We start from the raw sequence: 26,153 nt of genomic DNA on the forward strand, positions 1-26,153 counted from the left end.
GGAAGGCAGAATTTTTATGGCTTATAAGCTAATCGCACTCGATCTTGACGACACGTTGCTCGACAGTGAGAAACACATTTCCAAAAGGAACCGGGAGGCGCTTGCTTCCGCGCGCGCGAAAGGCGCGCGTATCATTCTCGCGTCCGGCAGGGCTTATCCCGGCGTAAGCGGGTTCAATGAAATCCTCGGCAATAAAGATTACACGATTGTCTGCGGCGGCGGGCAGGTTGCCGATCCGGACGGAAAGGTGATCTATTCCGCATATCTTTCCCCCATCACCACAAAACAGGTGATGCGCTGGGCCGTTACGCATGGGGCGTATTTCCAGGTTTACACGGACGACGGTTATTTTTTCCTCCAGAGGAACGATCATTCGGACTATTACGAAAAACTGTGCGGTTACAGCGGGATCGAAGACCCCGGCCTGATGAATACGGAAATGATACTTGCAGCCAAAATACTGCTGATCGATACGGAGGAAAAGTTGGAAGAATATCGCAGCGAGCTTTCCGCGATGTTCCCGGAACTGGTCATTAAGAAATCCCAGAGTGATTTTCTTGAGATTATGGATCCTGCGGCAACCAAGGGAAACGCCCTTGAATACCTGGCAAAAAAGTTGGGCATAGAGAAGGAGCAGGTGATGGCGGTCGGGGACAGCGAAATCGACGAGAGCATGATCCGTTGGGCCGGCATGGGAATCGCAATGGAAAACGCAGTCGATGCCTGTAAGGAAGCGTCAAATGATATCACCGGTTCGTGCAATGCGGACGGCGTCGCCCTCGCGGTGGAAAAATATATATTAAGGGTGGATACGGAATGAAACGTACGATTAAAATCGAAGACCTCGCAAGGGCGATCAGCCTGAATATCGTCTATATGGGGACGCGCGACACGGCGGAAATTGATTCGAGCGACCTTAACCGTCCAGGCCTCCAGATGAGCGGCTTTTTCGAATACTTTGCGGTCAACAGGATTCAGCTCTTCGGTATGGTGGAGATGACCTATTTGCAAACGCTGGATCCGGCAACACGGATGGAGCGGCTGGATCGTTTCTTTTCCCACCCGATCCCATGCGTGCTCATCGGCCGGAACCTGACGCCTCCGGATGAATTTCTTGATTGCGCGCGCAAATACGACGTTCCGGTATTGATGTCCGGCCTCACCACAACAAAACTTTCCCATAAAACGGCGATTTATCTCGACGCGCTCCTCGCGCCCGTGATTTCTCGTCACGGCGGATTGATGGACGTTTATGGCGTAGGTATGTTTATCACCGGCGACAGCGGCGTAGGTAAGAGCGAAACGGCGCTTGAACTTGTGAAACGCGGCCACCGTTTCGTCGCGGACGATGTAGTGGAAATCCACAAGCTGTCCGACGATACGCTGATTGGCCAGTCGCCCGATATTATCCGGCACATGATGGAAATACGCGGCCTTGGGATCATCGATGTCTCCGTTCTGTACGGAATGGGGTCGATCCGCCGCGAAAAATCAATCGAACTGGCGATTCATCTCGAGCCGGGAGATGTGCGCGATATCGACCGTCTTGGTACGGCGGACAACCACATTACGCTCCTCGGGGTAAAGGTTCCCCAGATTACGCTTCCCGTACGTCCGGGCCGGAATCTCGCGATCGTGATGGAGGTCGCGGCGATGAACTTCCGGCTGAAAAGTATTGGGCAGGGCGGCGGTGAATGGCTTGCCCAGAATATTATGGATGTGATTTCACAGGCATGAATTTAAGACACCTTACCGCTCGCTTTGTCTCCCTGCTGGGCGAAGCGGGCATTCGTGAAAATGAGCCGATGGCCGCGCACACGACTTTTAAAACCGGCGGACTGGCCGACCTGATGCTCCTCCCCCGAACAGAGGAAGGGCTTGTTTCTGTGTTGCGTGTCCTGCGTGAGGAAAATATTCCTTATCACGTGATTGGGCGCGGTTCGAATCTTCTTGTATCCGACGAGGGTCTGCGCGGAGCGGTGGTGAAGCTCGCAGACGGTATGGACAATATTGATATCTGCGGAAACACCGTAACAGCGCAAACAGGCGCGGCGCTCAAGGTTTTGTGTCTTGAAGCGATTCGCGCGGGACTTGCAGGTCTTGAATTTGCCGGTGGGATTCCCGGTGCTTTAGGCGGAGCGGTATGCATGAATGCAGGTGCGTACGGGGGGGAGATGAAAGACTATCTCACGTCTGTGCGGGTAATTGGCCGCGGGCTTGAAATTTGCGAAATTCCTGCCTCAGCGATGGATTTTTCCTACCGTCACAGCGCAATTATGGAAAAGGAATATATTGTGCTTGGCGCAACGTTTTCCCTGCCCTTTGGCGACCCCCGGACCGGGATGGAAAAAATGAACGAATTGAACGCGCGGCGGCGGGAAAAGCAGCCGCTCACCTATCCGAGCGCAGGCAGCACCTTCAAGCGCCCGCAGGGAAACTACGCGGGTACGCTGATTGAATCCTGCGGGCTCAAAGGATTCTCCATCGGCGGCGCGCAGGTTTCAGAGAAACACGCCGGGTTTATCATTAATATGGGGAACGCTTTTTCACGCGATATTTACGAGTTGATCTTGTATGTAAAAGAGGTCGTCTTAAAAGAAACCGGCGTTGTACTTGAGCCGGAAGTGAAAATGCTTGGAGAGTTTTAATGTGAAAATCATTGCGGATACACACACGCATACAGTGCACAGCCACGGCACGGGCACTGTGGAAGACAATATAAAGGCCGCTGTTGCCCTGGGGTTGAAGCGGATTACAATCAGCGACCACGGCCCCCTGCACATGTGTTATAACATTAAAGATGTGGAGGCCTACCTGCAGGATATCGAGCAGATGCGCGAAAAATACAAAGGCAACATCGAGGTGCTCGCAGGTGTGGAGATGAACCTGCTTTCTTCGGAAGGCGACGTGGATTTTCCACAGCAATGGAAAGACCGCTTTGATGTGTTCCTGATGGGCTATCATAAGCTTGTACGCTATAAGACGTTTTCCGACCGTATGAAGATGATGCTTGTAAAGCGCAGTACGGAAAAGGCGGTAGAACGTAATACGCAGGCTTATATAAAGGCTATGGACCGTTACCCGATCGATATTATTGTGCATCCAGGGTATGGTTTGCCCGTTGACCTTTTAAAGCTTGCCGAATATGCGTCCGAAAAAGGCGTTGTGATGGAAATCAATGCCAAACATCCGGAATTTACGCTGGAAGAGCTTTCTGCCTGCGCCAAAACGGGAGTAAAATTTTCAATTGGAAGTGATGCGCATTCGCCCGGACGCGTGGGCGATTTCCTGCCCGCCCTCCAGAAGGCGCAGGCCGCTGGAATCCCCGCAGAACAGATTATCAATGCGGAATAAATAAGGCGTATGTTTCCGCAAGGCGGGAAATTACCCCGTCCATGCCCTAAGGGATGTGGGGACGGGGCAAAGGATAACGGACAGGCGCATGGATTGCGCCTGGATAAACAAAAAAGTGCAGGAGCAGAAAGCCGCACGAACCGGCGGAGTTGCGCACGAGGCGCACAGCGGGCAGGAAGATGGCTTTCGATGTGGAGGTTTTATGAAATTTACAATCGTAACTGGCCTATCCGGAGCTGGGCGTTCTTCCGCGCTTCGGCGGCTTGAGGACCTCGGGTATTATTGCGTGGATAACCTAATGCCTGAATTGATTCCCCAATTTGCAAAATTATGCATGGAAAGCACGCATATCCGGGACAAAGTTGCTGTCACGGTCGATACGCGCATGGGGGATTTTTTTGACTCCATTTATGCCACCATTGACAAACTGAAAACTATGGATCTCGATCTCGATATTCTGTTCCTCGACGCTTCGGATGCTGTCCTTGTCAAGCGCTTCAAGGAAGTACGCCGAAGCCATCCCGTCTCTGGAAGCGGAGAGATCCTCTCCGGCATCCATATGGAACGCCGTAAGCTCCAGCAACTAAAAGATATGGCAAATCATGTGGTTGATACTTCTTCTTATAACGTAATGAAACTCAAGAAGATGATTGACACCATGTATTCGGGCGACCACGATACCCGGTTGCTGATTTCCATCATTTCCTTTGGGTACAAACGCGGAATTCCGCTTGATGCGGATATGGTTTTTGACATGCGCTTTATTGAAAATCCTTTTTATGTGGAAGGAATGCGCCGGCATTCCGGTCTCGACGAGGATGTGCGCGATTTTGTATTATCTTTTGAACAAACGCAGTTTTTCCTCACCGAGTTGGTTAAGATCGTCGAAACGCTTGCCCCAAGCTTTGTCAGCGAGGATAAAAACCAACTTGTGATCGGTATCGGCTGCACGGGCGGCATGCACCGCAGCGTCGCAATCGCGGAGGAATTGTATAAGCGCCTCTCTGAACGGGGTATGCGGGCGACACTTGAACACCGGGACCTTACTTTGGAAAAAAACTGCTGACCGGAGGAAAGCTATGTCGTTTTCAATGGCCGCTAAGGACGAAATCTGTACGCAGGCAGAGGAAAAAGGCTGCTGCATCATTGCGGAGCTCTGCGCAGTCACTTTAATTTGCGGGAACCTTTCCATTACGAGCGGCGGTGTGCGCATTAAATATCATACTGAAAACATGGCGGTTGCAAAGCGCATTTATGATACGGTAACACATATTTTGAAGCTTGATTCCGCCGTTGAAATCAAAGACAATCTTTTGAAAAAGAAACACAGCTATACGATCGTGGTGGAGGATGCCGCGCTTCTTCTGTCCGTACTGGGCCTCGAGGGGAATTTACTTACGGACGCCGTGCCTCCGGGCGAAGCACTCGAAAAGGAATGCTGCCGGACGGCAATTTTGCGCGGCGCCTTTTTAGGAGGCGGAACGGTTTCAAACCCCAAAAAGAATTATCACGCCGAATTTGTCGTAGGATCCGAGGCGTTTGCAAATGTCCTTCTCGGTATTCTCGAAAAAAATAATATTCGTGCAAAAATAATTCACCGCAGGCAAAATTTTGTGGTATACTTGAATGAAGGAGATGGGATTGCCGCATTACTTGCGCTCATAGGCGCTTATTCTTCTATCCTGAATCTTGAAAATGTGCGCGTACTCAAGGAAATGCGCAACAATGTCAACCGGGCTGTAAATTGCGAGACAGCCAATATCAACAAAACCGTTAATGCTGCCATGACGCAGGTTATGAATATTCATAAAATAGAACGCACAATCGGTCTTAAACGTTTGAGCGATCCACTGCGTGAGGCTGCAGAGCTCAGGCTCGCCAACCCGGAGGCGACTCTCGGGGAACTGTGCGAGCTTGGCGGTATGACTAAATCGGGGATGAATCATAGGCTTCGCAAAATCAACGCGATTGCACAGGAGCTTTATGAGGCGCCCCCAAGGCCAACCCACACTAAGCGACAAAGGGAGGATTTGAAATGATTTACAAAGAACTCATCATCAAGAACAATGACGGTCTCAAAGCCAAGGCTGCTGCCAGCTTCGTGCAGGTTGCAAACCAGTTCGATTCGCAGATCCTGATCGAATTTTCCAACAAAAAAATTAACGCCAAAAGTATTATGGGCCTGCTTTCCCTCGGGGTGAAAAAAGGCGAGTCCATTTATGTATTTGCAAACGGGGGCGATGAAAAAGACGCTGTGGAAGCACTTGCGGAGCTTGTGGAAAATAATTTTGGGGAATGAATTTCAATAAGAATCTGAAAAGGTGCGGTAACAGCAGACCGCACCTTTTTTATTGTCAAAAGCTGAACCTGGAGTGATCCGGCTTTGTTTTAAAAGAAGGAGAGCGGCCTTCAAGGATGGTATTTTGGTCAGCCGTCCCCTTCTTTTTCAATTAAACCATGTGACAGAAGGCATAGCATGGATTGGGGATTTTTATCATTCGCATCCACTTATCCGGGTGGTGTTCCCGGCTTCATTTTATGCCGTATCACGCGGAGCAATCTCCCTTTTTCAATACGAAAACTATTGTGTATCGTAGTTAAAAATGTAAATTCGTTCTAAGATTTCAGTATAATCCGCTGGTTATCCTATTGCTTTCCTGCATTCTACTGGCGACCATATCGCTATTTCATGCGTTCAGCTCGCTGGACGTATTTTACTGCGGTATGTAAAAATCGCAATAATAGAGAGGATCATTACCATGCTGAATATGGTCATAGTCGCTTGCATACCGTATTCCGCCTGAAGAAAATCAAATGCTGACGAAGACGCAATCCCAAGCAGACTGCCCGTCCCGATATAGATGGCTGTTGCCCCACCCATCATTTGCGGCAGCATACCCGGCATTTGCATAATAGACGTCACCGCAGCCGCCTGGAATGCATAATAGCCCATACCGATACCAAATACACAAATATACAGGAATGCTCCGGAGGGGATTAGGGATGTTCCAAGGGCGCCGCCAAAGATAATCGCCAGCGCCGCCAACATCAGCCCCTTCGGGGATGCGCCCTTGGTAAACAGTAGTCCCCATAGGAAACTGCCTGCAATTCCGCTGACTTGCATCACGCTCGTAGCGATTCCGGCTGCTTCTGGAGACATCATGCGTTCCTGCGCAAGAAACGTCGGCAAATAAGTAGAGAAGCTATTGTAGACCCAAAGCCCACCCGCCATAGCGATGGCAATAATCCACACGTTTTTGAATTTTGCCGCTGCGATCAGGCTGGGCGCTTTTGCCTTCTCTTGCGGCAAAGATTCCTTTTTTATGTTGTGCGCCTGTTTTCCGTCAAACAGGAAGAAAATAATCGCTATTGCGATGCATAGTGTCCCCCAAAGGAGAAACATACCCTGATAGGAACCAAGTGCTTCCGTCAGCGGTACGGCAACCATGTAAGCAAGCCCCATGCCGAGCGCACTCAAGATTAGGTTCAAGCTGTTCATAAAGCTTTGCAGCTTTGCCTCGAAGCGTTCGGAGATCAGGGCATTCATGGAACCCATACTGAGACCCATGCCAATGCCTGCAAATATACGTCCTATCATCATAATACCGAACGTCGGGGCATAGAAACTGATAATGCCGTCAAGCCCCAGCATCACCGCTGAAATAGCAAGAGTTGCGCTGGCCCCCAGCTTATCGATGATAAAGCTGCCAATAAACAGTGAAACGCCCATCATAACCGTTACAATCAATAGAATCAGGCCGCTCTGCGCATAATTGAGGGACATGTCTTCCATAATCACCATGAGGATCGGAGAAGGACAGAGCCAGACCAGGCATCGCAAAATAGCGATAACGCTGAATAACATCACTAACACGATATTCCTGCTTTTTGAATATTCCATAGCTACCTTCCTCCGGATGTTCAATCAAAATATTTTTTTGTCTTTTGGGAATAGTTCCACTGTATCATATTTTTGTGACCGAAAAAAATAGTTGTTACCTATGGACTATCCATAGCAAACAGGCATGATGTGGTTCCGTAGGAAAATATCTGCTCTACGGCCGGAACATCAGCCAAAGAAAAGCCCGTAAAGGAATTGCGGGCTTTATGGTTAAAATACAGGCGCCTGTTTTCCAAATAATTTATATAAGTTATGGACAAATTGTTTTTCCGGCGTACTTAGAGGCGTTCCCTTCCTTTTCAACAAAGCCAATTCATTTACCGGGACGGGCTCCCGCTCATCCGAGATGACCGGCAACACATGGATATCCGTACCGCTGAAAAAACCACAGATCCATTTACAGGCATAGAGGAGCACATCTGTTTCATGCAGGAAGCGTTTGCAGGCGCTGGCCGTATTGACAAAAATCGTCTTATCCTCATTGAAATGGTTTTCCATCAAATTGAAATAGAGATCCTGTTTGGCCTCACTTTCCATGTCGATAATAATATTAGAGCAATTCTCCGCCTCTTTTACGGAGATCGATTTGCGATTGTAATAAGGGGATTTTGGACCGACACACACATTTGTGGGAGCCGAATCGATGATATAGGTTTCCAGATATTTAGATTCCGTATCCCGGGTGAATTCCTTGGAGTCAACGGATGAGCGGACAATGATGCCAAGATTGGCATTTCCATTCAATATGGCGCGCGTTACTCCGCCGCGGTCTGTCTCAATAATATTAAAATGAATCGCATGCCCTTCATACTGTTGATAAATCTGAATAAGAAGGTCATACAAAAATTCCATTTGCAGCGAAGCAATCGAAAGCAAATATTGCTTCGGCTGGGACTTTTTTAAAAACGTTCTTTCCAGCATATCAGAGGTTGTAATGATCCTTTTGGCATAATGCACAAATTCCTTCCCTTCCGGTGTAAGCTGGATTCCACGCGGCGTACGCACAAAAATCTGTATTCCATATTCCTGTTCCAGATTGATAATCGATTTTGTCAGGCTTGGTTGACTTAAATATAACTTTTGGGCCGCCTGTGAAATAGAGCCGCATTCGACGACCTTAAGAATATATTCCAACTGATGGATTTGCATGCTATACTCCTTTGACCGGCAATTACGGTATAGGTAAATTGAATATCCGGAATTCAATTCCCGTACGAAAAAGCCTTTATCGGTAAAATTGAGAATCTTGTAAATTATAGGATATTTTTATCATAAGAAATATTGAAATGTCTTGTCAATATGGCACGCCATAGCAAATAGCTATATCTTTCAGATAACCAAAGGATATTTGTTGTCCAGCCGAATACGTGATATGGTTGAATTACAGCAAAATCATGTAGTTTTTTTGATATCAATATCTGAAATTTTAACAGGCAGTCCAGAGTGGTAAGGCCCATTCTTTTGGAATATATAAGAGATAAGAGCTTTTTCGGTATGCAGGCACCGTGCCCGCCGAAAAAATGCATAATCACAAAATCAAATGGAATCTAAACATTTATGTACGCAAAACCAAGGCGTATGCACAGGTATTTTTTGTGTACGAAAAATACGGAACGACCAGGAAACAGTTTCTCAATGGGAAATCATGAATAAAATCAAAAAACAGAAAGGAATGAGAACAATGGCAAAAATACGCATTGACAACGTACGGGATCTGGTGCTGAAGGCAAATGAGATCCGCTCCCATCTGATCGACGAGCTGCACAGGATCGGAGGGATCCACATCGGCGGCGCTTTATCCTCGGTAAACATGGCGGTCGCCCTCTATTACAAATATATGGAGTTCGACCCGGAGGAGCTTTTGTCCGACCCGGCGCGCAACCAGTTCCTGCTAAGCAAAGGGCACGCAGGCATCCTGCTGTATGCAATCTACTGCGATATGGGAATTTATACCTACGAATTCCTTGAAACCAAATATAATACCATCGGCAATCCGTTCGGCGGGCATCCGAACCGTCACTACACCAAGGGCGTAGAAGCCTCCACCGGCTCCCTTGGTCACGGCCTTTCGTGGGCGTGCGGATGGGCGATCGCCAACAAGATGAATGGTATCAACTCCCGTCAGTATATCATCATGGGCGACGGCGAGCAAGAAGAGGGCCAGATTTGGGAGGCTGCCCTTTCAGCAGGCTCCAAAAAGCTCGACAGCATCGTCGGCATCGTGGACTTCAACCACTTCTCCGCTGCGTGGGAGACGGGAGAAAATGTGAAATGGGGCGAAAAAGGCGGCGCCGAGGGCCTTGCAGACTGCTACCGTGCCTTTGGCTGGAATGCGGTCGTGATTGACGGCACTAAAATGGCCGAGATCGACAAAGCCCTGTCCGAGCTCCCGCCGGTCACCTATGAAGGCAAGCCGAACGTTATCATTATGAATACGACAAAGGGCGAGGGCGTCGGCTACATGATGGAAAACGGCGCGGCATGGCACATCGGCGGCGTCGACGCCGAGCTGTATGTCAAGACCAAAAAAGAAATCGAAGAGTACAACGCAAAAAGATTACAGGAGGTAGAATAAGATGGCTGAATTTGATACTCAGGGCGGAAAATTTACATTTTGCTGTATCGATTATGCAAAGGCGATCGACGTTAAGGGCACTATTACTGCGGAAATACTGGACATGATAGAAGATGACGACCGCGTTATCTACGTTATGAACGATAGTGTTGCGCGCGGAACCAAGACGCGGGAAATGATGGAAAAGAAGCCCGGCCGTGTCGTAGACTTCGGTATTCAGGAGATGAACACCATCACAGCTGCGGCGGCTTTGGCTTCCAAGGGCTATCTTCCCTATTTTCAGACATACGGGCCGTTCCTCACGCTGCACGCGCTCGATCAGGTGCACAACGACATCTGCTACAATGATTTCCCGGTGCGCCTTATTTCCACGCACGCGGGCGTGTCGTCCGGCTATGGTCCGACGCACAATACAATCCTCGATTTCGCCATGTTTAACGCGATGCCAAACATGACGATGGTCGCGCCGTGCGACGCTATGATGGCGAAGAAAATGCTACGTGCGTCCCTCGACTATCCGCATCCGCTGATGATCCGCATCCCCCGCGGCGAAGAGCCGGACGTTTATACGGACGACAGCTATCAATACGAATTCGGCAAAGCCATCACCATATCCGAAGGACAGGATATCACGCTGATCGCGACCGGATCGATGGTGTTCCATTCCGTGCAGGCGGCGCGTAAGCTCGAAGCGTTAGGCTTCGACGTAGGTGTGATCGATATGCACACCGTAAGCCCGATCGATACGGCTGCGGTCATACATGCGGCAGAGCATTCGCGGGCGATCCTCACGGTAGAGGATCACTGCATTGACGGCGGCCTCGGCACGATCGTCGGCGAGGTGATCGCACGTGCAGGAATCACGACGCGGTTCAAAAAGGCGGCACTCCCAAGTGAATTCTCGCCCTATGCATATCCGGAAGAACTGTATCCGTATTACAAGCTCGATGCGGACGGTATCGCCGATACCGCGCTGAATCTTATGCGGTAAGCAAAGGCGCGCAAGCGATACCGGAGAAACAAAGGAATATTCCGCCCCTACTTTGGGGCGGAACTATTCTTTCATAAAAATAAGCACCTTTGGTTTTATTATATTTCCATCCCATCCAGCAATCAATTATGAACCGTATTTGCCTTGCTGGCGGTACTGCAATCCAACAGCAAGCACGTAATTTTAAACGAAATCTCAAAATAATAAATTCGCTGAAAGGAGTAGGCTGATTTTTCAGCCGACAGAGGATATGGCAGCTAAAAATACGACCCAACCCGCCGCAGCAGCGGCAGAACCGGTTTCAAAACCGATTTATCACGGAAAGGAAGCCGTATGGCGTAAAATGGCATTCGCCTCCGGCGATATCACCTACAACTTCCCATGGATGCTCGTAAGCTCGTTCCTGATGTTTTTCATGACAGACATCGCCCTGATACCAGCGGCGGTCGTTTCCATCCTGTTTCTCGTATGTCGCGTATTCGACGCGGTCAATGACCCGCTGATCGGCATTCTTGCAGACAGGACGCACACAAGGTTCGGACGTTATCGTCCGTGGCTGCTCGCGAGTGGTATTCCGCTTGTGGTGTCGGTCATCCTGCTGTTCTGGGCACACCCGGAATGGCCGGAAATGTCCCGCACGATTTATGGATGCGTGATGTACTGCATCGCAGTCGTATTTGCAACGATGTGGAACATCCCTTACGGCGGCCTGATGGCTTCGCTCACTCCCGACCCAACGGAACGCGCCTCCTTCGCAAGTTATAAAATATTGTTCTCATCCGTGACCTGTGCGATCGCTTCTTCGATTTTCCTGCCGCTGACCAATATGTTTGGTGCAGCAGACGGCGATCCCGTCAACGGATACCTGATCGGGGCGGTCATCGTCTGCGCATTGGCGGTGCCGTTCATCTTTACCTGCTTTTTCGGGACGAAAGAAGTGGTTCACCCGCCGAAAAACCAGAAAATCAAAGCAAAAGCTCTGTTTCAAGTCATCGGAAAGAATCCGCCTCTGCTTATCGTTGTCGTATCTTTCTTCATCTTTGGCTTCATCTCTTACGGCAGGATGACCGTCGCTGTCTATTATTTCCAGTACAACGTCGGTGATCCAACCGGAGGCTTATTTTCGATCTATGCCCTGCTGAATGGTGTATTGGCCGGCATCATGGCTTTCTTCGGTGCACGTCTGATGAAAGTCTTCAAAAGCAAGCGGAATACGATCCTGTTCGGTTATATGGCGATGGCGATCCTCTGCATTATCACATACCTCATGGATCCTGCCACGGTATCTTCCACCACAATCATGGTTCTGCTCCTCGCGAGCGGCCTTGTCAGCGGGATCAGCTCTTCCATGATCTATGCAATGGTACCCGATACAGTAGAATACGGCCAATGGAAGTCCGGTATCCGTGCCGATGGTTTTGTCTATTCGGGCACATCGTTTATGCTGAAGCTGGGCGGGGCAATCGCCCCCACGCTGCTCGCGGCACTTATCGCTATGGCTGGCTATGTCCCGGGGGCAGCGCAGAATGCAGACACTCTGAACGTCATGAACAGCATGATGAACCTGATGCCCGCAATTTTAAGCATTCTCGGTTTTGTTATCTTCCTGTTCTACAAGCTCGACGGTAAGATGCATGCCCGTATCCTTGCAGACCTTGAAGCAAGGGGAGACCAACTGATGGATTGATTATATCAATCCTTGATACCATAATGCCATCTATTTCAAACAAAACGCCCGGAGAATTCTCCGGGCGTTTTGTTTGTGCGGTAAAGCCGTAAAATTATAAATCCAAATCATTAATTTTCCATTTTTCCACAGCTACATGCCTTTCTTTTCCTTCGCTGTGCTTTATCTCCCGTTAAACGTTTTCCCATATTTTTTGCCTGGTACAGAGCTTCTGCCAATATTGCAGCCTTCCGCTCCGAAATGGATATAATAAATATAATCCTTCCAATACAGAACTACGCACAGGACGTCTGCAAAAACACTATTCCGCAATTATACATAAAAACTATTTCCCTTCTGGCATAAATATTTAGAATAACAAATTGCTATCTCTGCTTATCCGGATGGATATTCACTTTTCCGAGTGGAAATATTGGTAAACCGCCTGTGCAACGTTCGCGGGCACACCCTTTGCGGTCATAAGCTCTTCGAGCGTAGCCGCCTTAACGTTCTTTACGCTGCCGAACGCCTTCAAAAGCGCACGCTTGCGCGTTTGCCCGATGCCCTCAATTTTATCCAGTTCTCCCGTATGATGCCGTTTCTCGCGCAATTTGCGGTGATAGGAAATGGCAAAATGGTGCGCCTCGTCGCGGATACCCGTCACAAGCCGGAATTCCGGACTATGCGCCTTCAAAAGGATGCTTTCGTCCCGGCCGGGCACAAAGATTTCCTCCTGTTTTTTCGCAAGGCTGACAATCGGTATTTCTTCGCATCCCAGTGAAAAAAGGGCGTCGCGCGCCGCATGGAGCTGGCCCTTGCCTCCGTCAATAATAATCAGGTCTGGCATGGGCAGAAAGCTCTCGTCGCCTTGCAGGCCACGCAGGAGCCGGCGGGTAAGCGCTTCGTTTAAAGAAGCAAAATCGTCCGCTCCTTCAAACGATTTGATGCGGAAGTGGCGGTTTTTCTTGCGGTCTGGTTTTCCATCCGTGAATACCACCATGGAGGCGACGTTATCCGTCCCCTGGGTGTTTGAAATATCATAGCATTCGATACGGTGGAGATTCGCATCTAAATCGAGCGCCTTCGCAAGATTTCCCGCCGCGGCTTCGCGCTGGGCCTGCATCCCCTCTTTGATCTTGATCGCATCACCCGCGTTTTTCTTCGCAAGCTCCGCAAGTTTACGGTTATCGCCGCGCACCGCCTCTTTGATCTCTACTTTGGATCCCCGCTTTTCACTGAGCCACTCTTGCAGCAGCTCTGCGTCATCCGGCCGGGGCAAGGTATAAATATGTTTAGGGATTCCGCTTTTTTCCGCATAATATTGCTGCAAAAATTCACTCATGAGTTCTGAAAGCGGTTCGCCCTCATATTCAAAATAATACTTCTGTGCATAATTGAGTTTCCCATCCCGGAACAAAAATGCCTGCACAACAGCCGTTTTAAGGCCCTTTTCCACAGCGAACACATCTTTGTCGTCAAGGTTAGGGAATCCCGCGCGTTGTTTTTCCCGAATGCGGTCAATGAGCGCGATGCGGTCGCGCAGCAAAGCCGCCTGCTCATAGTTCATACTCTCGGCAGCTTCGTTCATCTTGGCCACGAGCTCCCTGCGCACCGTGAGATTATTTCCCGATACCACGCTGATAACTTCCTTCACCAGTTCGCCGTATTCTTCTTTGCTGACTTTCCCCGTACATGGCCCGATGCACCGCCCCATCTCGTAATTAAGGCAAGGCCTATCGCCCCGCGCGATCATACGCGGTATATCATTTTTACAGCTTCGCAGCGGATACAGGCGGTATACCTGGTCGAGCACGTCGCGGATGACATGTGCCGCGATAAACGGCCCGTAGTATTTCGCGCCGTCATCCTTCACACTGCGCACCACCGTAACGCGTGGGAACTCCTCGTTCAGGTCCACGCGCACATAGGGAAAGTGTTTATCGTCCTTCAAAAGGATATTATAATATGGGCGGTATTTTTTGATGAGGTTGCACTCAAGGATCAGTGCCTCAAGTTCCGTATCTGTAATGATATACTCAAAATCCGCGATATGCGACACCATTGCCGCGACCTTCGCGTATTTCTGCGCTTCCTTACGGAAATACTGGCTCACGCGGTTTTTCAAGATCCGCGCCTTGCCCACATAGATCACCTTGCCGTCCTTGTCGCGCATGATATACACACCCGGATTCTGGGGCAGATTTTTAATTTTTTTTTGCAGGTTTTCCGTTAATTCCATAATACTATTATAACCCAATTTCTTTTCCCCGTGGAAAAGATTCACATATCCTTCAACAATTTGTGGCAAATGAACAAACGAAAAATATTTTGCCGCTCAAACCGCGCAATGCCGCACAGGAGTAAGTATCCGTATTCAATAACCGCCGCAAATGAACAGACCCCGAAAAGTTAGACGGAATCAAACTGCTAAGGATTGAAGTCTGTATTGTATAGGACTCAATCCTTAGCAGTTTGATTCTGTTATTGTTATAATAGCATAAATATTTTTCAAGTTCTGCTATAAAATGCTCTGCACTTAAAAATTTTTGTATGTAAAGCATTTCCGATTTAAGCAACCCGAAGGAATTTTCAATAACAGCATTCAAATAATTGCCTTTCCGAGGCCCCCGCGCGAACCCATGCGTGAGCCCCCAAGAGCCGAGGGCGGTTAGATGGACGAAGGTATGCACAGCTTTTCTACAAGGCACGCAGCCGAATGGATGAAAGCCACTGTGAAATAGCGCCGCAAGGCGGTATGGAACAAGGAAGGCCGCATTATTCCGGGGCCCCCGCCAAACTCGAATGAAGCGGCAGCGGAATGAGTTTGGAAGGGGAAAAGGAGCGACCGCCTGACCTGTGAAATAGCGCCGCATGGCGGTATGGAGCAAGGAAGGCGGCATTATTCCGGGGCCCCCGCCAAACTCGAATGAAGCGGCAGCGGAATGAGTTTGGAAGGGGAAAAGGAGCGACCGCCTGACCTGTGAAATAGCGCCGCATGGCGGTATGGAGCAAGGAAGGCGGCATTATTCCGGGGCCCCCGCCAAACTCGAATGAAGCGGCAGCGGAATGAGTTTGGAAGGGGAAAAGGAGCGACCGCCTGACCTGTGAAATAGCGCCGCATGGCGGTATGGAGCAAGGAAGGCGGGAAGCGACGCAGCGACGTCAGTATCCCATCTCGATCGCATGCGCAAGTATTTCCCCGGCAAGCGGTGTTGCATACCTCGATCCGAACCCCGCGCCTTCGCCGATCACCGCAATGGCAAGCGGATGTGCCGCGTCTTCTACAAAGCCGACAAACCATGAGTGATTCTTTACTTCGCCGTCTTCCACATATTCGGCCGTACCCGTTTTGCCGCACACTGTCACATTCCCGATATCTGCGCTTGTCGCCGTACCATGATCCACGGTGTTCCTCATATACTCTGTGATCTGCGCCGCAATATTCTGAGGCATAATCGTACGGAATTCACTGGGCGTATAGCGAAAAGAGCTGCTGCCGCCATACCGAACATCCTTTAAGGTATTGGGCTGCATAATGACTCCGCCGTTCGCCACCCCCGCTGAAATCATCATATTGTGCATGGGCGTCACAAGGTCTTCATACTGTCCGATTCCCGCCCATGCAAGGTCTCCTTTGTTGCCGGATACATTGAACTGGCTGTTGTACAGTGTGAAATCCGGGAACTGGAAATTGTAATTATACCCGAATTTATTCGCCGTCTCCAGCATTGCATTGTCGCCAAGCTCTACCGCGAGCTGGCCGAAATAGATATTGCACGATTTCTCAAAGGCCGTCGCAAAATCCACATGGCCGTGTTGCGAGGTGCAAGTAACTTTCTGCCCTTCGATGATCGCCTCGCCCGTGCAATCCACCTCAAGGTCCGTGACCCCGTTCTCAAGCGCCGCAGCGGCTGTGAGTATCTTCATTGTCGAGCCCGGCGGATATAACCCCTGTGTCACGCGGTTGACAAATTTTGCTCCCGATTCCTCCGTATCCTCTTTTGCCGTATACGGGTCGAAGGTCGGCTTGGAAACGCTGGCGAGGATTTCCCCCGTCTCATAATTCATCAGCACCACCGCGCCCGGATCGGCATTCATGTGGTCGTAAATATATTCGCACAGCTCCGCGTCTATGGTGAGGTATACGTCTCCGCCCTTCTGTCCGCTCTGTACGCTATTAAACTTATCTACTACGTTCTGATCGTATCCATAGAGGTACTTTGCAAACAGTGTTTCCGCCCCGAGGGATTTCCCGTAAATATCGCCTACGGTATGGCTGACCGCGCGGCGCATATCTTCGCTTTCCGCATATTTGCGTTCCCCGTTCTCCGTGTAGGCAAGCGGAATCCCGTTCCGGTCATAGATTGTTCCCGCGTTCTCGATGTTTTTGGACGCCGAAATACGCGGATTATACGGCGTAGTAAACCACTGGTCCCCATATGCCACCGTGGAATACAAAAGGTACGAACCGAGCAGTACAAACAGACAGCAAAAAACGCCGAGCATAACGCGCATATTCTTTTTGAGATTCGGTTTCTTCTTCATGCCACACCGCCTCCCATCTCTTCCAGCTCGGCTTCCTCATATTCGCCGTTTTTAAGGGCTACGCCTTCAATGATGCCAAGCTGCATCATGGCGGACAGCATTGAGCTTCCCCCCGAGCTTACGAAGGGCATCGTGATGCCTGTAAGCGGAATCAGCTTAATCACACCGCCAATGATAATGAAACTTTGCAGCGACAGCATTGCCGTCGCGCCAAACACAAGCAGTTTATCAAATTTTGTACGCGCATCCATTGCAATCAGGATCCCCCGTATGATGAACACAAGGTACAGCGCAATAATGCCGATTGCCACGATAATGCCGAATTCCTCGGCGATCGCCGCAAAAATATAGTCGGACGTGCCCACCGGAATGACCTCGGGCATGCCCAGTCCAAGCCCAGTGCCGAGAAGCCCGCCGCTTGCAATCGCGAGCAGGCCCTGCACGATCTGGTAGCCTTTGTCGTTATAGGTCGCCCATGGATCCTGCCACACCTCTACACGCGTCTTTACATGGTCAAACATCTTATAGGAGAGGAACGCGCCGCCCGCGAACGCCGCAGTTGCACCGAGCGTAATGCCTACGCTGCCCGTTCCCACATAGAACACAATCAGGAAGGTTCCCGCGAAAAGCAGCGCCGCACCAAGGTCCCGCGATAAGACGAGCAGGCCGACGCACGCAATGGTAAACACAAAATACGGCCACATATCGCGTTTCCTATCCCGCGAAGAGAGGAAGTATGCGGTCACGATCAAAAACAGTATTTTAGCGAATTCACTCGGCTGGAAGGAAAACGGGCCGATATTGATCCAGTTTTTAGCGCCGCCTACCCTGCTTGCAAAAATCAGGGTCATTCCCAGCATGCCGACCGCAAGAATCATAAACACCCAGTTTAATTTTCCAAAATCATGCGATTTTTTGATGACCAGCATCGCGATCACCATGCATACATTGCCGATCAGGATCCAGATCAGTTGTTTCTGCGCCACCTCCGGATCGATGCGGTACAGGATCACGATACTGATAATGCACAGGAAATCGGCAATCAGGAGCGAAAACCGTTCGAGATGCTTAAAGATACCCTTCAGCACATTGTATTGCACAATGATAAAAACGGCAAAAATAATGCCGAGGACCGCCGCCTCCATGTTGAACGTACCGCCCGCAAACGAAAGCAGGAACATTCCCGACAATAAAAACAATATCATGAACGCAAGGATAATGCCCGCGCCGAATCTCTTAATTATCATGTTCTAACCTCGTTCTCTTAAAATAGATGCGCAGCTCCACATCCCCGAAAGATAGCGCATCACCCGTTTTCAGCTTATGCGCGTTGATGGCCTTCCGCCCGTTAATTTTCGTAGGAGCTTTTGCCGCCGGTTTAAGATAATAGTCGTCTCCATCCTGGAAAATAACCGCGTGGTTTTTTTTCACCGTCCTGTCCGGCAAAACAATATCGCAACGCGAGTCGCTGCCAATGGTATTGTTTTCACGCAGGCCGAAGCGGTCGCCGATAAACTCCTGTGGCCCGCCGATGATTTTCATATAGCCGCCGAATTGGCTGATCTCCGTCATGACAAATTTTTTCTGCTGGTATTCTTTATAGGAAATATAAATTACCGCAATGAGGATTACGAGCACTGCGGCAATAAACCAATACCGCAGGGCATAGGCCGCAACTTCATAAGCCGATTCCATAAAGTACTCCTTCTTCCTGTTTGATTCTTTTTTCTTTGAAAAAAATCACTGAATTAACCACAGCTAAGCCTGTACAGGGAGCAGGCCCGCCACGGTCAACCGACATCCTGCGCATATGCCGTCAGAATTCCCCTGTGTTTAAAAGCTTGTTCCGCAGGGAACCATAATACCACCGCGTAGCCAGAGTGAAAAGCCAATCGTAGAGTAAAAATACAAGCTCACCCGCAATAACAAGCCCCCACCACGGCACTGCAAACGGAAACTGTTCTGTCATCCATCCGCCGGCCTGGAAATAAATCAATGCCGCAAACACGTTGAAATATACCAGTTTTTTCACAAGATTAAGGCTGCCCGCGCGGTCCGCATCCACAAAATATTTGAAAATCCCATAATGCCCGAAAAAGAACAGGTAAGGCAGCACCCCCGTCTTAACCGGCAGGATTAAAAATGCCGCAAACACCACGCACACAAAAGAAATAATCGCCGCGGCCGGCATACGCTCTACCATAATACCCATAACGAATACAGAAGAAATAAAGTACATTGTAATTCGTAAAATGGGCAGCGTATCCGCCAAATACAATGCAAGCAGTGTAAATGCCGCAAACATGACTACAAGGCTTCCCTTATTCGTTCTTTTTCCGTAACCCCTTACCATGGTTTACCCCTTAAAAATAACAACACAGCGCCGGCCGGCAACACATCCCGCCGGCCGCACATCCGAGGCACAGGCACGTCGAGCAAATGCCCCACATTCTTCTCGAATTGCTGTTTCCGTCGCCGTCTCCAAAATCCATATATACCCCCGTTGCCTGCGTCATCGTACGCATTGCCTGCTCGTATTCCGCATTGCCCGGTTCCATCTGGTAGGCGATATTAAAGTGCTCTGCCGCACCGTCATACCATCCGCGCCGAAATAGAATTACACCCATCAGGTAATGCCATTCCGCCGTGCGCTCGGACATGCGGTTCAGCATCGCTTCCGCGTTTGCAAGTTCCCCACGCTGAATCGCCATGCGTACAGCTGCAAACTGCGGGGAAGAACCGCCTGCCTGGGTGTAATTCCCCTGCTTCATTTTGGTGATCATATCGTACGCAGCGTTGACCTGTTTTAGTTTTTCGCTTGCAGCCGCCTGCTTTTCCGGATCGTTTGCGAAACGGTCCGGATGATATTTTTTAACCAGCTTGCGGTATGCCGCCTTGATCTCTTCATCTGTGGCGTCCTGCGAAACGCCGAGCACTTCATATGGATTCATTCCGTATCCTTTATATCTTATTTTCTACCGGAGCGGTCAGTCTGCGCCCTTCTGTTAAAACTGTACGCGTTTGCTCCCTGCACCCCAAATAGACAATATTTTCCAACAATTCCCTGTTTCTTTTAAGCTCAAGGCGGGAAAGCGCTTCCGCCGCCTGGGCCAAAGTATAATATAACCCCTGTTCGATTTGTTTGCGCGCCGTATCGTCCGGCCCGCCGTATTTGCAGGCATATACGTTGTAATTCCCCCGCTTTACGTCTTCTTCCCAGTCCTCCGCTGCGTCGATGAGGTAAATCCAGCGTCCAAGGCTGTATCCGAGGTCGTAAAGGATATGCGATTGCAGCACATCCGCATCCGTCATGACCGTTCCAAGCAGCCGCGCATATGAATCCGCAGCCGCGTCTGTATTGGGGGATTCCTCCCGCTCCAGCTTCATAAGCCCTGCGATGGTCTCGTCCGCAACATGCACTACATTTTCATGCCGCATTTTTGCCTTCGCATATGCTTTTTTCAGGAACAGCCGGGCAAGACGCATGCCCCGCCTGCCGTCGCGCACATGGTCTTCCGCGCTGTAGTACGCCATCAGGATATTAATATCCGCAGCATAACGCGCCGCGGGCGTAATGATCGCCGGATGCTTTTTCACCGGGTGCAGCGCGCACCTTTCCATCTGCGGCGCTATCTCTTCCCCACGCAGGCCGTCCGCGAGCAAATATAAAAAAACGCTGTCGAAATTGAGTACCGCCGTTTTCCTATACTCGTCTTTCAACGCTTTGCACAAACCGCAGTAGTACGCACGGTACACATTCAGCTCACGTACTTTCAGCTCTCCGGTGAGAGGCACGACATATCCAAACATAGGGTTATTATATCATCAAAAAATCGGCGTTTCCACTTTTCACAAAAAAATACGCTGCTTGAGCGTATTTTTTAAAAGATTGTTCATAAATAACGCCGTTCAGACACATTACAGCTTCCTTGGCGCGAGCCCGATTTTGCGCTGTACCTTGGAAAGCGTCTTTCGTGCCGCATAAGCAGCCTTTTCCGCATTTTCCGTCATCACGCTTTCAAGGAACGCCTTATCGCCGCGCACCTCCCCAAAGCGCTTTTGCAGCGGCTCAAGCTCTGCAATGACAGCGTCCGTCACGCCCTGCTTAAGCGTACCGTATCCCTGCCCTGCAAAATCCTTCTCGCTTTCCGCAATTGTCTTGCCCGTGAGCACCGAATAAATGGTCAGCAAGTTGGAAACACCCGGTTTTTCTTCCGCGAAGCGGATCTCCCCATCGCTGTCCGTTACCGCCCGCCGAAGTTTCCGCGCAATCGCGTCAGGCGGATCGAGAAGCGAAATAAACGCATTTTCGTTTTCATCCGATTTAGACATCTTCTTTTCCGGTTCCTGCAGGCTCATGATCTTTGCGCCCGCCTTGGGGATATATGGTTCCGGAACCGTGAACACGTCGCCATAAATATTGTTGAAACGAATGGCGATATCGCGCGTAAGTTCCAGATGCTGTTTCTGGTCTACCCCAACAGGCACAAGGTCTGCTTGGTAGAGCAAAATATCCGCCGCCATCAAAACCGGATAGGTGAACAGGCCGGCATTGATGTTATCGCCCGCTTTCGCACTTTTTTCTTTGAACTGCGTCATGCGCGAAAGTTCGCCCATATAAGTAAAACAATTGAGAAGCCATGCAAGCTCCGCATGGGCGCTCACATGGGACTGCATATAGAGCACATTTTCTTTTGGATCGATCCCTGAAGCAATCAGGATCGACATGGTATCCAAGGTTCGCCTGCGCAGCGTAGCCGGATCCTGCCGCACGGTGATCGCATGCAGGTCCACCACGCAATAATAACAATCGTATTCATTTTGGAGCGCTACCCAATTTTTAACTGCCCCGAGATAATTTCCGAGCGTCAAAATGCCGGAAGGCTGGATGCCGCTAAAAATTGTTTTCTTTCCGTCCATGTGCATTAATCCCCCATTTGATCGATAAACTTTTCAACCGCCGCTTTCAGCCCGGTCCGTTCTACACAGCCCGGATGCAGCACCGGCTTTTCGTGCAGGTCGGCGATTTGCGGCGGAATCTGTGTATTTGTAAGCTGTGACAGCTGCCGGGCCGCCTCAAACGCATCCGGCACGTCCTGCCCGGATACGCAGCGAAGCACATCCTGCGTGAATTTATAGGGATTCGCCGTGGAGACCACGACGGCAAGCGTACCGTCGCCCGTCTGCTTCCTGTATTTTTCACCTACGCACCGCGCCACCGCCGTATGCGGATCGATAAGATACCCATAGGTCTCAAAGACTGTTTTGATCGTCTGCGCCGTCTCCATTTCATCACAGAAGTCCGCCCAGAACGTTTCCCGCAGGCCCGCCTGCGTTCCATTTGGAATTTCATACCTGCCATTTTGCTTCAGAGCGTCCATCCATGCACGCACCTGCACATCATCCCGCCCGGAAACTTCGAACAACAACCGCTCAAGATTACTTGAAATCAGGATATCCATGGACGGCGACATTGTTTTATGAAAAGGCCTGTTCGCATCATATACACTATTGTTGAAGAAATCCGTCAACACGTTGTTGCCGTTGGACGCGCATATCAGTTTTTTTACGGGCAGGCCCATGCGTTTTGCGTAATATCCAGCCAGTATATTTCCAAAATTGCCTGTAGGAACCACAAAGTTGATTGCCTGTCCGTTTTCGATTTTTCCGTCCGCCGCCAGCTTTGCATAGGCGTAAATATAATAGGCCACCTGCGGAATCAGGCGTCCGAAGTTGATGGAATTTGCGGAAGAAAACGTATAACCCGCTTCCTTCAAAAAAGCTTTCAGGCCGCTGTCCGCGAACAGCGCCTTTACGCCTGTCTGCGCATCGTCAAAATTCCCCTGCACGCCGCACACCGCGACATTGCCGCCCTCCTGCGTGACCATCTGCAGCTTTTGCATCGTCGCCACGCCATCCGCCGGGTAAAACACTTCGATCGCCGTGCGCGGAACATCCTTAAACCCTTCGAGCGCGGCTTTTCCCGTATCTCCTGAGGTTGCTGTCAGGATCAACACATTTTCCTGTTGTTTATGAATATCGAGCGCTTTGCGGATCAGGCGCGGCAGCACTTGCAATGCCATATCCTTGAATGCCAGCGTCGGCCCGTGCGTAAGCTCCATCACATAGTCAACCGGGGTGAGCTCCTTTATGGGTACGACCCGCGAGTCGTCAAACGTTCCATAGGCCTGCTGGGTAATCTCCGCAAGGGCTGCTTCATCCATATCAAAGAAATACTGCAATACGCGCGCCGCAAGAATATCATATTCGTGCGCCGCATACGCTTTCATTTCCTCAAGATCGATCTGCGGGAAGAATTCGGGCACAAACAGCCCTCCATCCGCAGCAATTCCCTGAAGCACCGCCTTTGTAGCGGGTATGGAATTCATTTTTCCACGCGTACTTAAAACCTGCATTATCTTTTTTCTCCTTCATGTGAAACGCAAGCCGTGCCTGAAAATCGTCCAATTCCTGCGAGCGGCTTTTCCATGCTGGCTGCGTGCTTTTTGCACATCCTGACGCGAAAAGCGGACAGCCGCACAAATCTGCTGCAAAATGGCATTCCCGCCATCCGCATATGCTGTCCGCCTTAAGCCTTGGCGGCTTAACGCAATTCTTTCCGTATGAATACCGGCCGCCTGGCGCCCGGCTAAACAAAAAAGCGCATTCCTCAGATAATATATTGCTTGAGGAACTCCGGAGCCTGTGCCGGGTCTGCGCTGATGATGATGACAGCCTTGAAGTCGTTCTTTTCGGAGAGCGCTTCAATTTTTCCGAGCAGGTCCTTAAGTTCCGTTACATCCAGCTTTACAATCTTCAGGAATGCGTCGATGAATACTGCTTCTATATCATAATTCTGAGATACCATGCCGCATAACATGCCGTAAAGGGCGTCTCCGGAATCGATCCCAAAGTCTTTCACATCCACAAAACGCGCCTGGTGTGCGACATCGTACATATAACGTTTGTCGTCATCGATGAAAACGACGTCTCCTTTTGTAGAGTTGAGTTCCGTATTCGCAAGATCGATCAGTCTTTTTGTTTTCCCACTGCCCTTTTTTGCATAAATTAATTGTATCATGGTAAAGACCCCCTTGTTTTTTAATAAGTTACGTTTAAACTTATTATAATATATATATCCCGTTTTATCTACATCAAAAAAATTATTTTTGGTAAGAAGCATGCAGCCCGGACGGGAAGATGCGCCTGCACGCTTCTTTTCCTGCCCGGGCTGCGGATTCCGCTCAATCGTTGATATACGTATTCGTCACATTTCCGCATTTTTTGCACTGTATGACCAGCCGCGCATCGTGGACCTCCAGTATCTTGAAGTCCTGTCCTTTGCATTTCTCGCATGCTGCGAAGCTGCTCCATCCCAATTTTCCCGGCTTCGAAATCTGTACCCCACCATTCACCTGCTCCAGTTGTTTTTCAGTCAAAGGCGTTTTGCCGTCCTTCATGATACTTCCTCCTTTTGCCATCCTTTGGATATATATACGGAAATTCCCTTTCCTCTATCCCAATTTTTAAGAATATAGTTACAAAAAGGCTGCTCCGGAAAGACCAGAGCAGCCTTGTTTTATTTTTCAAGCAGGCTTTTTCCTTCCATTTCTACAGGCTGCGGGAGACCCATCAAATCAAGCATGGTTGGGGCGAGATCCGCAAGAATACCGCCCTCTCTCAGCTTATCAAGCTGGTGCCTCTGGGAAACCAGGATGCACGGGACGGGGTTGGTGCTATGCGCCGTGAACGGGCCGCCCGTTTCCGGATCAACCATGATTTCCGCGTTACCGTGATCTGCCGTGATTAGCACTTCGCCGCCCACTTTGAGGATGGCGTCTACAACCTTTCCTACGCATTCGTCCACCGCGCGGACGGCTTTTACCGCTGCCTCGAAAATGCCCGTATGCCCGACCATATCGCAGTTCGCGAAATTCAGGATCATTACGTCATATTTCTGCGATTCGATCAGTTCCACCGCTTTCGCGCAGACCTCAGGCGCGCTCATTTCCGGCTGGAGGTCATATGTCGCTACCTTCGGGGATGGGATCAGCACCCTATCCTCCCCTTCGTTCGGCTGCTCTACGCCGCCGTTAAAGAAGAAGGTAACATGCGCATATTTCTCTGTCTCCGCAATCCGAAACTGTTTTTTGCCCTGTTTCGCCAGATATTCTCCCAGTGTGTTCTGAAGCACCTGCGGCTTATATGCCACGTGGACGTTCCCGAATGTCTTATCATACTGTGTCATGGACACAAAGTAAGTCGGGAAATATTCATGCTCAAATCCCGCAAAATCTTCCTGGGTAATGCTCCGCGTAAGTTCCCGCGCCCTATCCGGCCGGAAGTTGAAGAAGATCACCGAATCGTTCGCCTTAAGCTTTGCCACCGGTTCTCCATTTTCCGTGATAACTGTGGGCTTTACAAATTCATCGTATTCTTCCTTATCATAGGAATCCTGCATCGCTAAGACCGCATCCGGCGCGTCTATACCTTCTCCCTTTACGATTGCGTCATAGGCAAGCTTCACGCGTTCCCAACGGTTATCCCTGTCCATCGCGTAATAGCGTCCCATGACCGTCGCAATTTTTCCCGCGCCAATCTCTTTAATCTTCGCTTCAAGTTGCTCGATAAAGCCTTTGCCGCTGTCCGGCGGGACGTCGCGGCCATCCATCAGGCAGTGTACGTACGTCCTGTCGCCGATTCCGTTCTCCTTCGCCAGCCGAAGGAGCGCGTACAAGTGCTCTTGGTGGCTATGTACTCCGCCATCCGAGATGAGGCCGACAAGATGCAGCGCGCTGCTGTTTTCTTTTACATTTTTGACGGCGTCCATAAATTCCTGCTTGCTGAAAAAATCGCCGTCAGCGATGGACTTTGTGATCCGCGTCAGTTCCTGGTAGACGATCCTGCCCGCGCCGATGTTGAGGTGCCCGACTTCGGAATTGCCCATCTGCCCGTCTGGCAGGCCAACAGACATACCGCTCGCGCCGAGCTGCGTGGTGGGGTACTCTTCCATCAGCTTTTTGATGTTCGGCGTCCCTTCCGCATAGATCGCATTTCCTTCCGTCTGCGACGTAAGGCCAAAGCCATCCATAATAATTAATGCTGTAAATGCCATATAAGT

24 protein-coding genes and 1 pseudogene are annotated in these 26,153 nt (G+C 50.1%); 10 read left to right on the forward strand and 15 right to left on the reverse strand.

Annotated elements, in window-relative coordinates:
* Positions 1–16 precede the first annotated feature (16 nt).
* From H8S18_RS13550 to H8S18_RS13580, 7 genes are all read left to right on the forward strand, one after another.
* Positions 17–820 (forward strand): Cof-type HAD-IIB family hydrolase, encoded by an 804-nt coding sequence (locus H8S18_RS13550; protein ID WP_186858804.1) that lies wholly within the window; start codon positions 17–19, stop codon positions 818–820.
* A complete protein-coding gene (gene hprK, locus H8S18_RS13555) occupies positions 817–1,737 on the forward strand; it encodes an HPr(Ser) kinase/phosphatase (RefSeq protein WP_186858805.1) in 921 nt (306 codons plus the stop codon). Before H8S18_RS13550 ends, hprK begins: the two co-directional genes overlap by 4 nt.
* Positions 1,734–2,648 carry a UDP-N-acetylmuramate dehydrogenase gene (murB, locus tag H8S18_RS13560; protein ID WP_186858862.1) on the forward strand — a complete coding sequence of 305 codons (915 nt, stop codon included), beginning with the start codon at positions 1,734–1,736 and terminating at the stop codon, positions 2,646–2,648. Before hprK ends, murB begins: the two co-directional genes overlap by 4 nt.
* Position 2,649: 1 nt before the next feature.
* Positions 2,650–3,354 carry a PHP domain-containing protein gene (locus tag H8S18_RS13565; protein ID WP_186858806.1) on the forward strand — a complete coding sequence of 235 codons (705 nt, stop codon included), beginning with the start codon at positions 2,650–2,652 and terminating at the stop codon, positions 3,352–3,354.
* A 202-nt stretch (positions 3,355–3,556) separates the two neighbouring features.
* On the forward strand, positions 3,557–4,420 hold the full coding sequence (rapZ, locus tag H8S18_RS13570; protein ID WP_186858807.1) for an RNase adapter RapZ: 864 nt from the start codon (positions 3,557–3,559) through the stop codon (positions 4,418–4,420).
* Between the two features lie 13 nt (positions 4,421–4,433).
* Complete coding sequence (gene whiA, locus H8S18_RS13575) at positions 4,434–5,393, forward strand: DNA-binding protein WhiA (RefSeq protein ID WP_186858808.1); 960 nt, start codon at positions 4,434–4,436, stop codon at positions 5,391–5,393.
* Positions 5,390–5,653, forward strand: coding sequence for an HPr family phosphocarrier protein (locus H8S18_RS13580; protein ID WP_066521753.1), 264 nt, complete (start codon positions 5,390–5,392; stop codon positions 5,651–5,653). The genes whiA and H8S18_RS13580 overlap by 4 nt, the downstream gene beginning before the upstream one ends.
* 396 nt (positions 5,654–6,049) lie before the next feature.
* On the opposite strand, the gene H8S18_RS13585 is transcribed toward H8S18_RS13580, so the two are convergent.
* Positions 6,050–7,255, reverse strand: coding sequence for an MFS transporter (locus H8S18_RS13585; protein WP_186858809.1), 1,206 nt, complete (start codon positions 7,253–7,255; stop codon positions 6,050–6,052).
* Between the two features lie 210 nt (positions 7,256–7,465).
* Positions 7,466–8,404 (reverse strand): LysR family transcriptional regulator, encoded by a 939-nt coding sequence (locus H8S18_RS13590; RefSeq protein ID WP_186858810.1) that lies wholly within the window; start codon positions 8,402–8,404, stop codon positions 7,466–7,468.
* A 532-nt stretch (positions 8,405–8,936) separates the two neighbouring features.
* Here H8S18_RS13590 and H8S18_RS13595 point away from each other — a divergent pair.
* The 3 genes from H8S18_RS13595 to H8S18_RS13605 all read left to right on the forward strand — a co-directional run bounded on the left by H8S18_RS13595 (position 8,937) and on the right by H8S18_RS13605 (position 12,508).
* On the forward strand, positions 8,937–9,830 hold the full coding sequence (locus tag H8S18_RS13595) for a transketolase (RefSeq protein WP_186858811.1): 894 nt from the start codon (positions 8,937–8,939) through the stop codon (positions 9,828–9,830).
* A gap of 1 nt (position 9,831) precedes the next feature.
* Entirely contained in the window at positions 9,832–10,821 is a 990-nt protein-coding gene (locus H8S18_RS13600) for a transketolase family protein (RefSeq protein WP_186858812.1), read from the forward strand.
* A 250-nt stretch (positions 10,822–11,071) separates the two neighbouring features.
* Positions 11,072–12,508, forward strand: coding sequence for a glycoside-pentoside-hexuronide (GPH):cation symporter (locus tag H8S18_RS13605; protein ID WP_186858813.1), 1,437 nt, complete (start codon positions 11,072–11,074; stop codon positions 12,506–12,508).
* 391 nt (positions 12,509–12,899) lie between these two features.
* On the opposite strand, the gene uvrC is transcribed toward H8S18_RS13605, so the two are convergent.
* From uvrC to gpmI, 13 genes and pseudogenes are all read right to left on the reverse strand, one after another.
* Positions 12,900–14,744: an excinuclease ABC subunit UvrC gene (gene uvrC / locus H8S18_RS13610; protein WP_186858814.1), complete on the reverse strand. Its 1,845-nt coding sequence runs from the start codon at positions 14,742–14,744 to the stop codon at positions 12,900–12,902.
* Between the two features lie 162 nt (positions 14,745–14,906).
* A pseudogene (locus H8S18_RS14730) lies at positions 14,907–15,108 on the reverse strand (IS3 family transposase); the annotation flags it as partial.
* A 541-nt stretch (positions 15,109–15,649) separates the two neighbouring features.
* On the reverse strand, positions 15,650–16,780 hold the full coding sequence (locus H8S18_RS13620) for a penicillin-binding transpeptidase domain-containing protein (protein WP_407926969.1): 1,131 nt from the start codon (positions 16,778–16,780) through the stop codon (positions 15,650–15,652).
* Between the two features lie 248 nt (positions 16,781–17,028).
* Positions 17,029–18,279 carry an FtsW/RodA/SpoVE family cell cycle protein gene (locus H8S18_RS13625; protein WP_186858817.1) on the reverse strand — a complete coding sequence of 417 codons (1,251 nt, stop codon included), beginning with the start codon at positions 18,277–18,279 and terminating at the stop codon, positions 17,029–17,031.
* Positions 18,269–18,727, reverse strand: a complete 459-nt coding sequence (locus H8S18_RS13630) for an FHA domain-containing protein (RefSeq protein ID WP_186858818.1) — start codon at positions 18,725–18,727, stop codon at positions 18,269–18,271. The genes H8S18_RS13625 and H8S18_RS13630 overlap by 11 nt, the downstream gene beginning before the upstream one ends.
* A gap of 121 nt (positions 18,728–18,848) precedes the next feature.
* Complete coding sequence (locus tag H8S18_RS13635) at positions 18,849–19,385, reverse strand: hypothetical protein (protein ID WP_186858819.1); 537 nt, start codon at positions 19,383–19,385, stop codon at positions 18,849–18,851.
* A 10-nt stretch (positions 19,386–19,395) separates the two neighbouring features.
* On the reverse strand, positions 19,396–19,983 hold the full coding sequence (locus H8S18_RS13640) for a DnaJ domain-containing protein (protein ID WP_186858820.1): 588 nt from the start codon (positions 19,981–19,983) through the stop codon (positions 19,396–19,398).
* A gap of 10 nt (positions 19,984–19,993) precedes the next feature.
* Positions 19,994–20,842 (reverse strand): DUF5685 family protein, encoded by an 849-nt coding sequence (locus tag H8S18_RS13645; protein WP_186858821.1) that lies wholly within the window; start codon positions 20,840–20,842, stop codon positions 19,994–19,996.
* Positions 20,843–20,950: 108 nt separating this feature from the next.
* Entirely contained in the window at positions 20,951–21,952 is a 1,002-nt protein-coding gene (gene trpS, locus H8S18_RS13650) for a tryptophan--tRNA ligase (RefSeq protein ID WP_186858822.1), read from the reverse strand.
* Between the two features lie 5 nt (positions 21,953–21,957).
* Complete coding sequence (thrC, locus tag H8S18_RS13655) at positions 21,958–23,448, reverse strand: threonine synthase (RefSeq protein ID WP_186858823.1); 1,491 nt, start codon at positions 23,446–23,448, stop codon at positions 21,958–21,960.
* 254 nt (positions 23,449–23,702) lie between these two features.
* Complete coding sequence (locus H8S18_RS13660) at positions 23,703–24,113, reverse strand: hypothetical protein (protein ID WP_186858824.1); 411 nt, start codon at positions 24,111–24,113, stop codon at positions 23,703–23,705.
* A gap of 163 nt (positions 24,114–24,276) precedes the next feature.
* A complete protein-coding gene (locus H8S18_RS13665) occupies positions 24,277–24,492 on the reverse strand; it encodes a hypothetical protein (RefSeq protein ID WP_186858825.1) in 216 nt (71 codons plus the stop codon).
* Between the two features lie 119 nt (positions 24,493–24,611).
* Positions 24,612–26,147 (reverse strand): 2,3-bisphosphoglycerate-independent phosphoglycerate mutase, encoded by a 1,536-nt coding sequence (gene gpmI, locus H8S18_RS13670; RefSeq protein ID WP_186858826.1) that lies wholly within the window; start codon positions 26,145–26,147, stop codon positions 24,612–24,614.
* Positions 26,148–26,153: the final 6 nt, after the last annotated feature.

Source organism: Christensenella tenuis, assembly GCF_014287795.1.
GTDB lineage: Bacteria > Bacillota > Clostridia > Christensenellales > Christensenellaceae > Christensenella > Christensenella tenuis.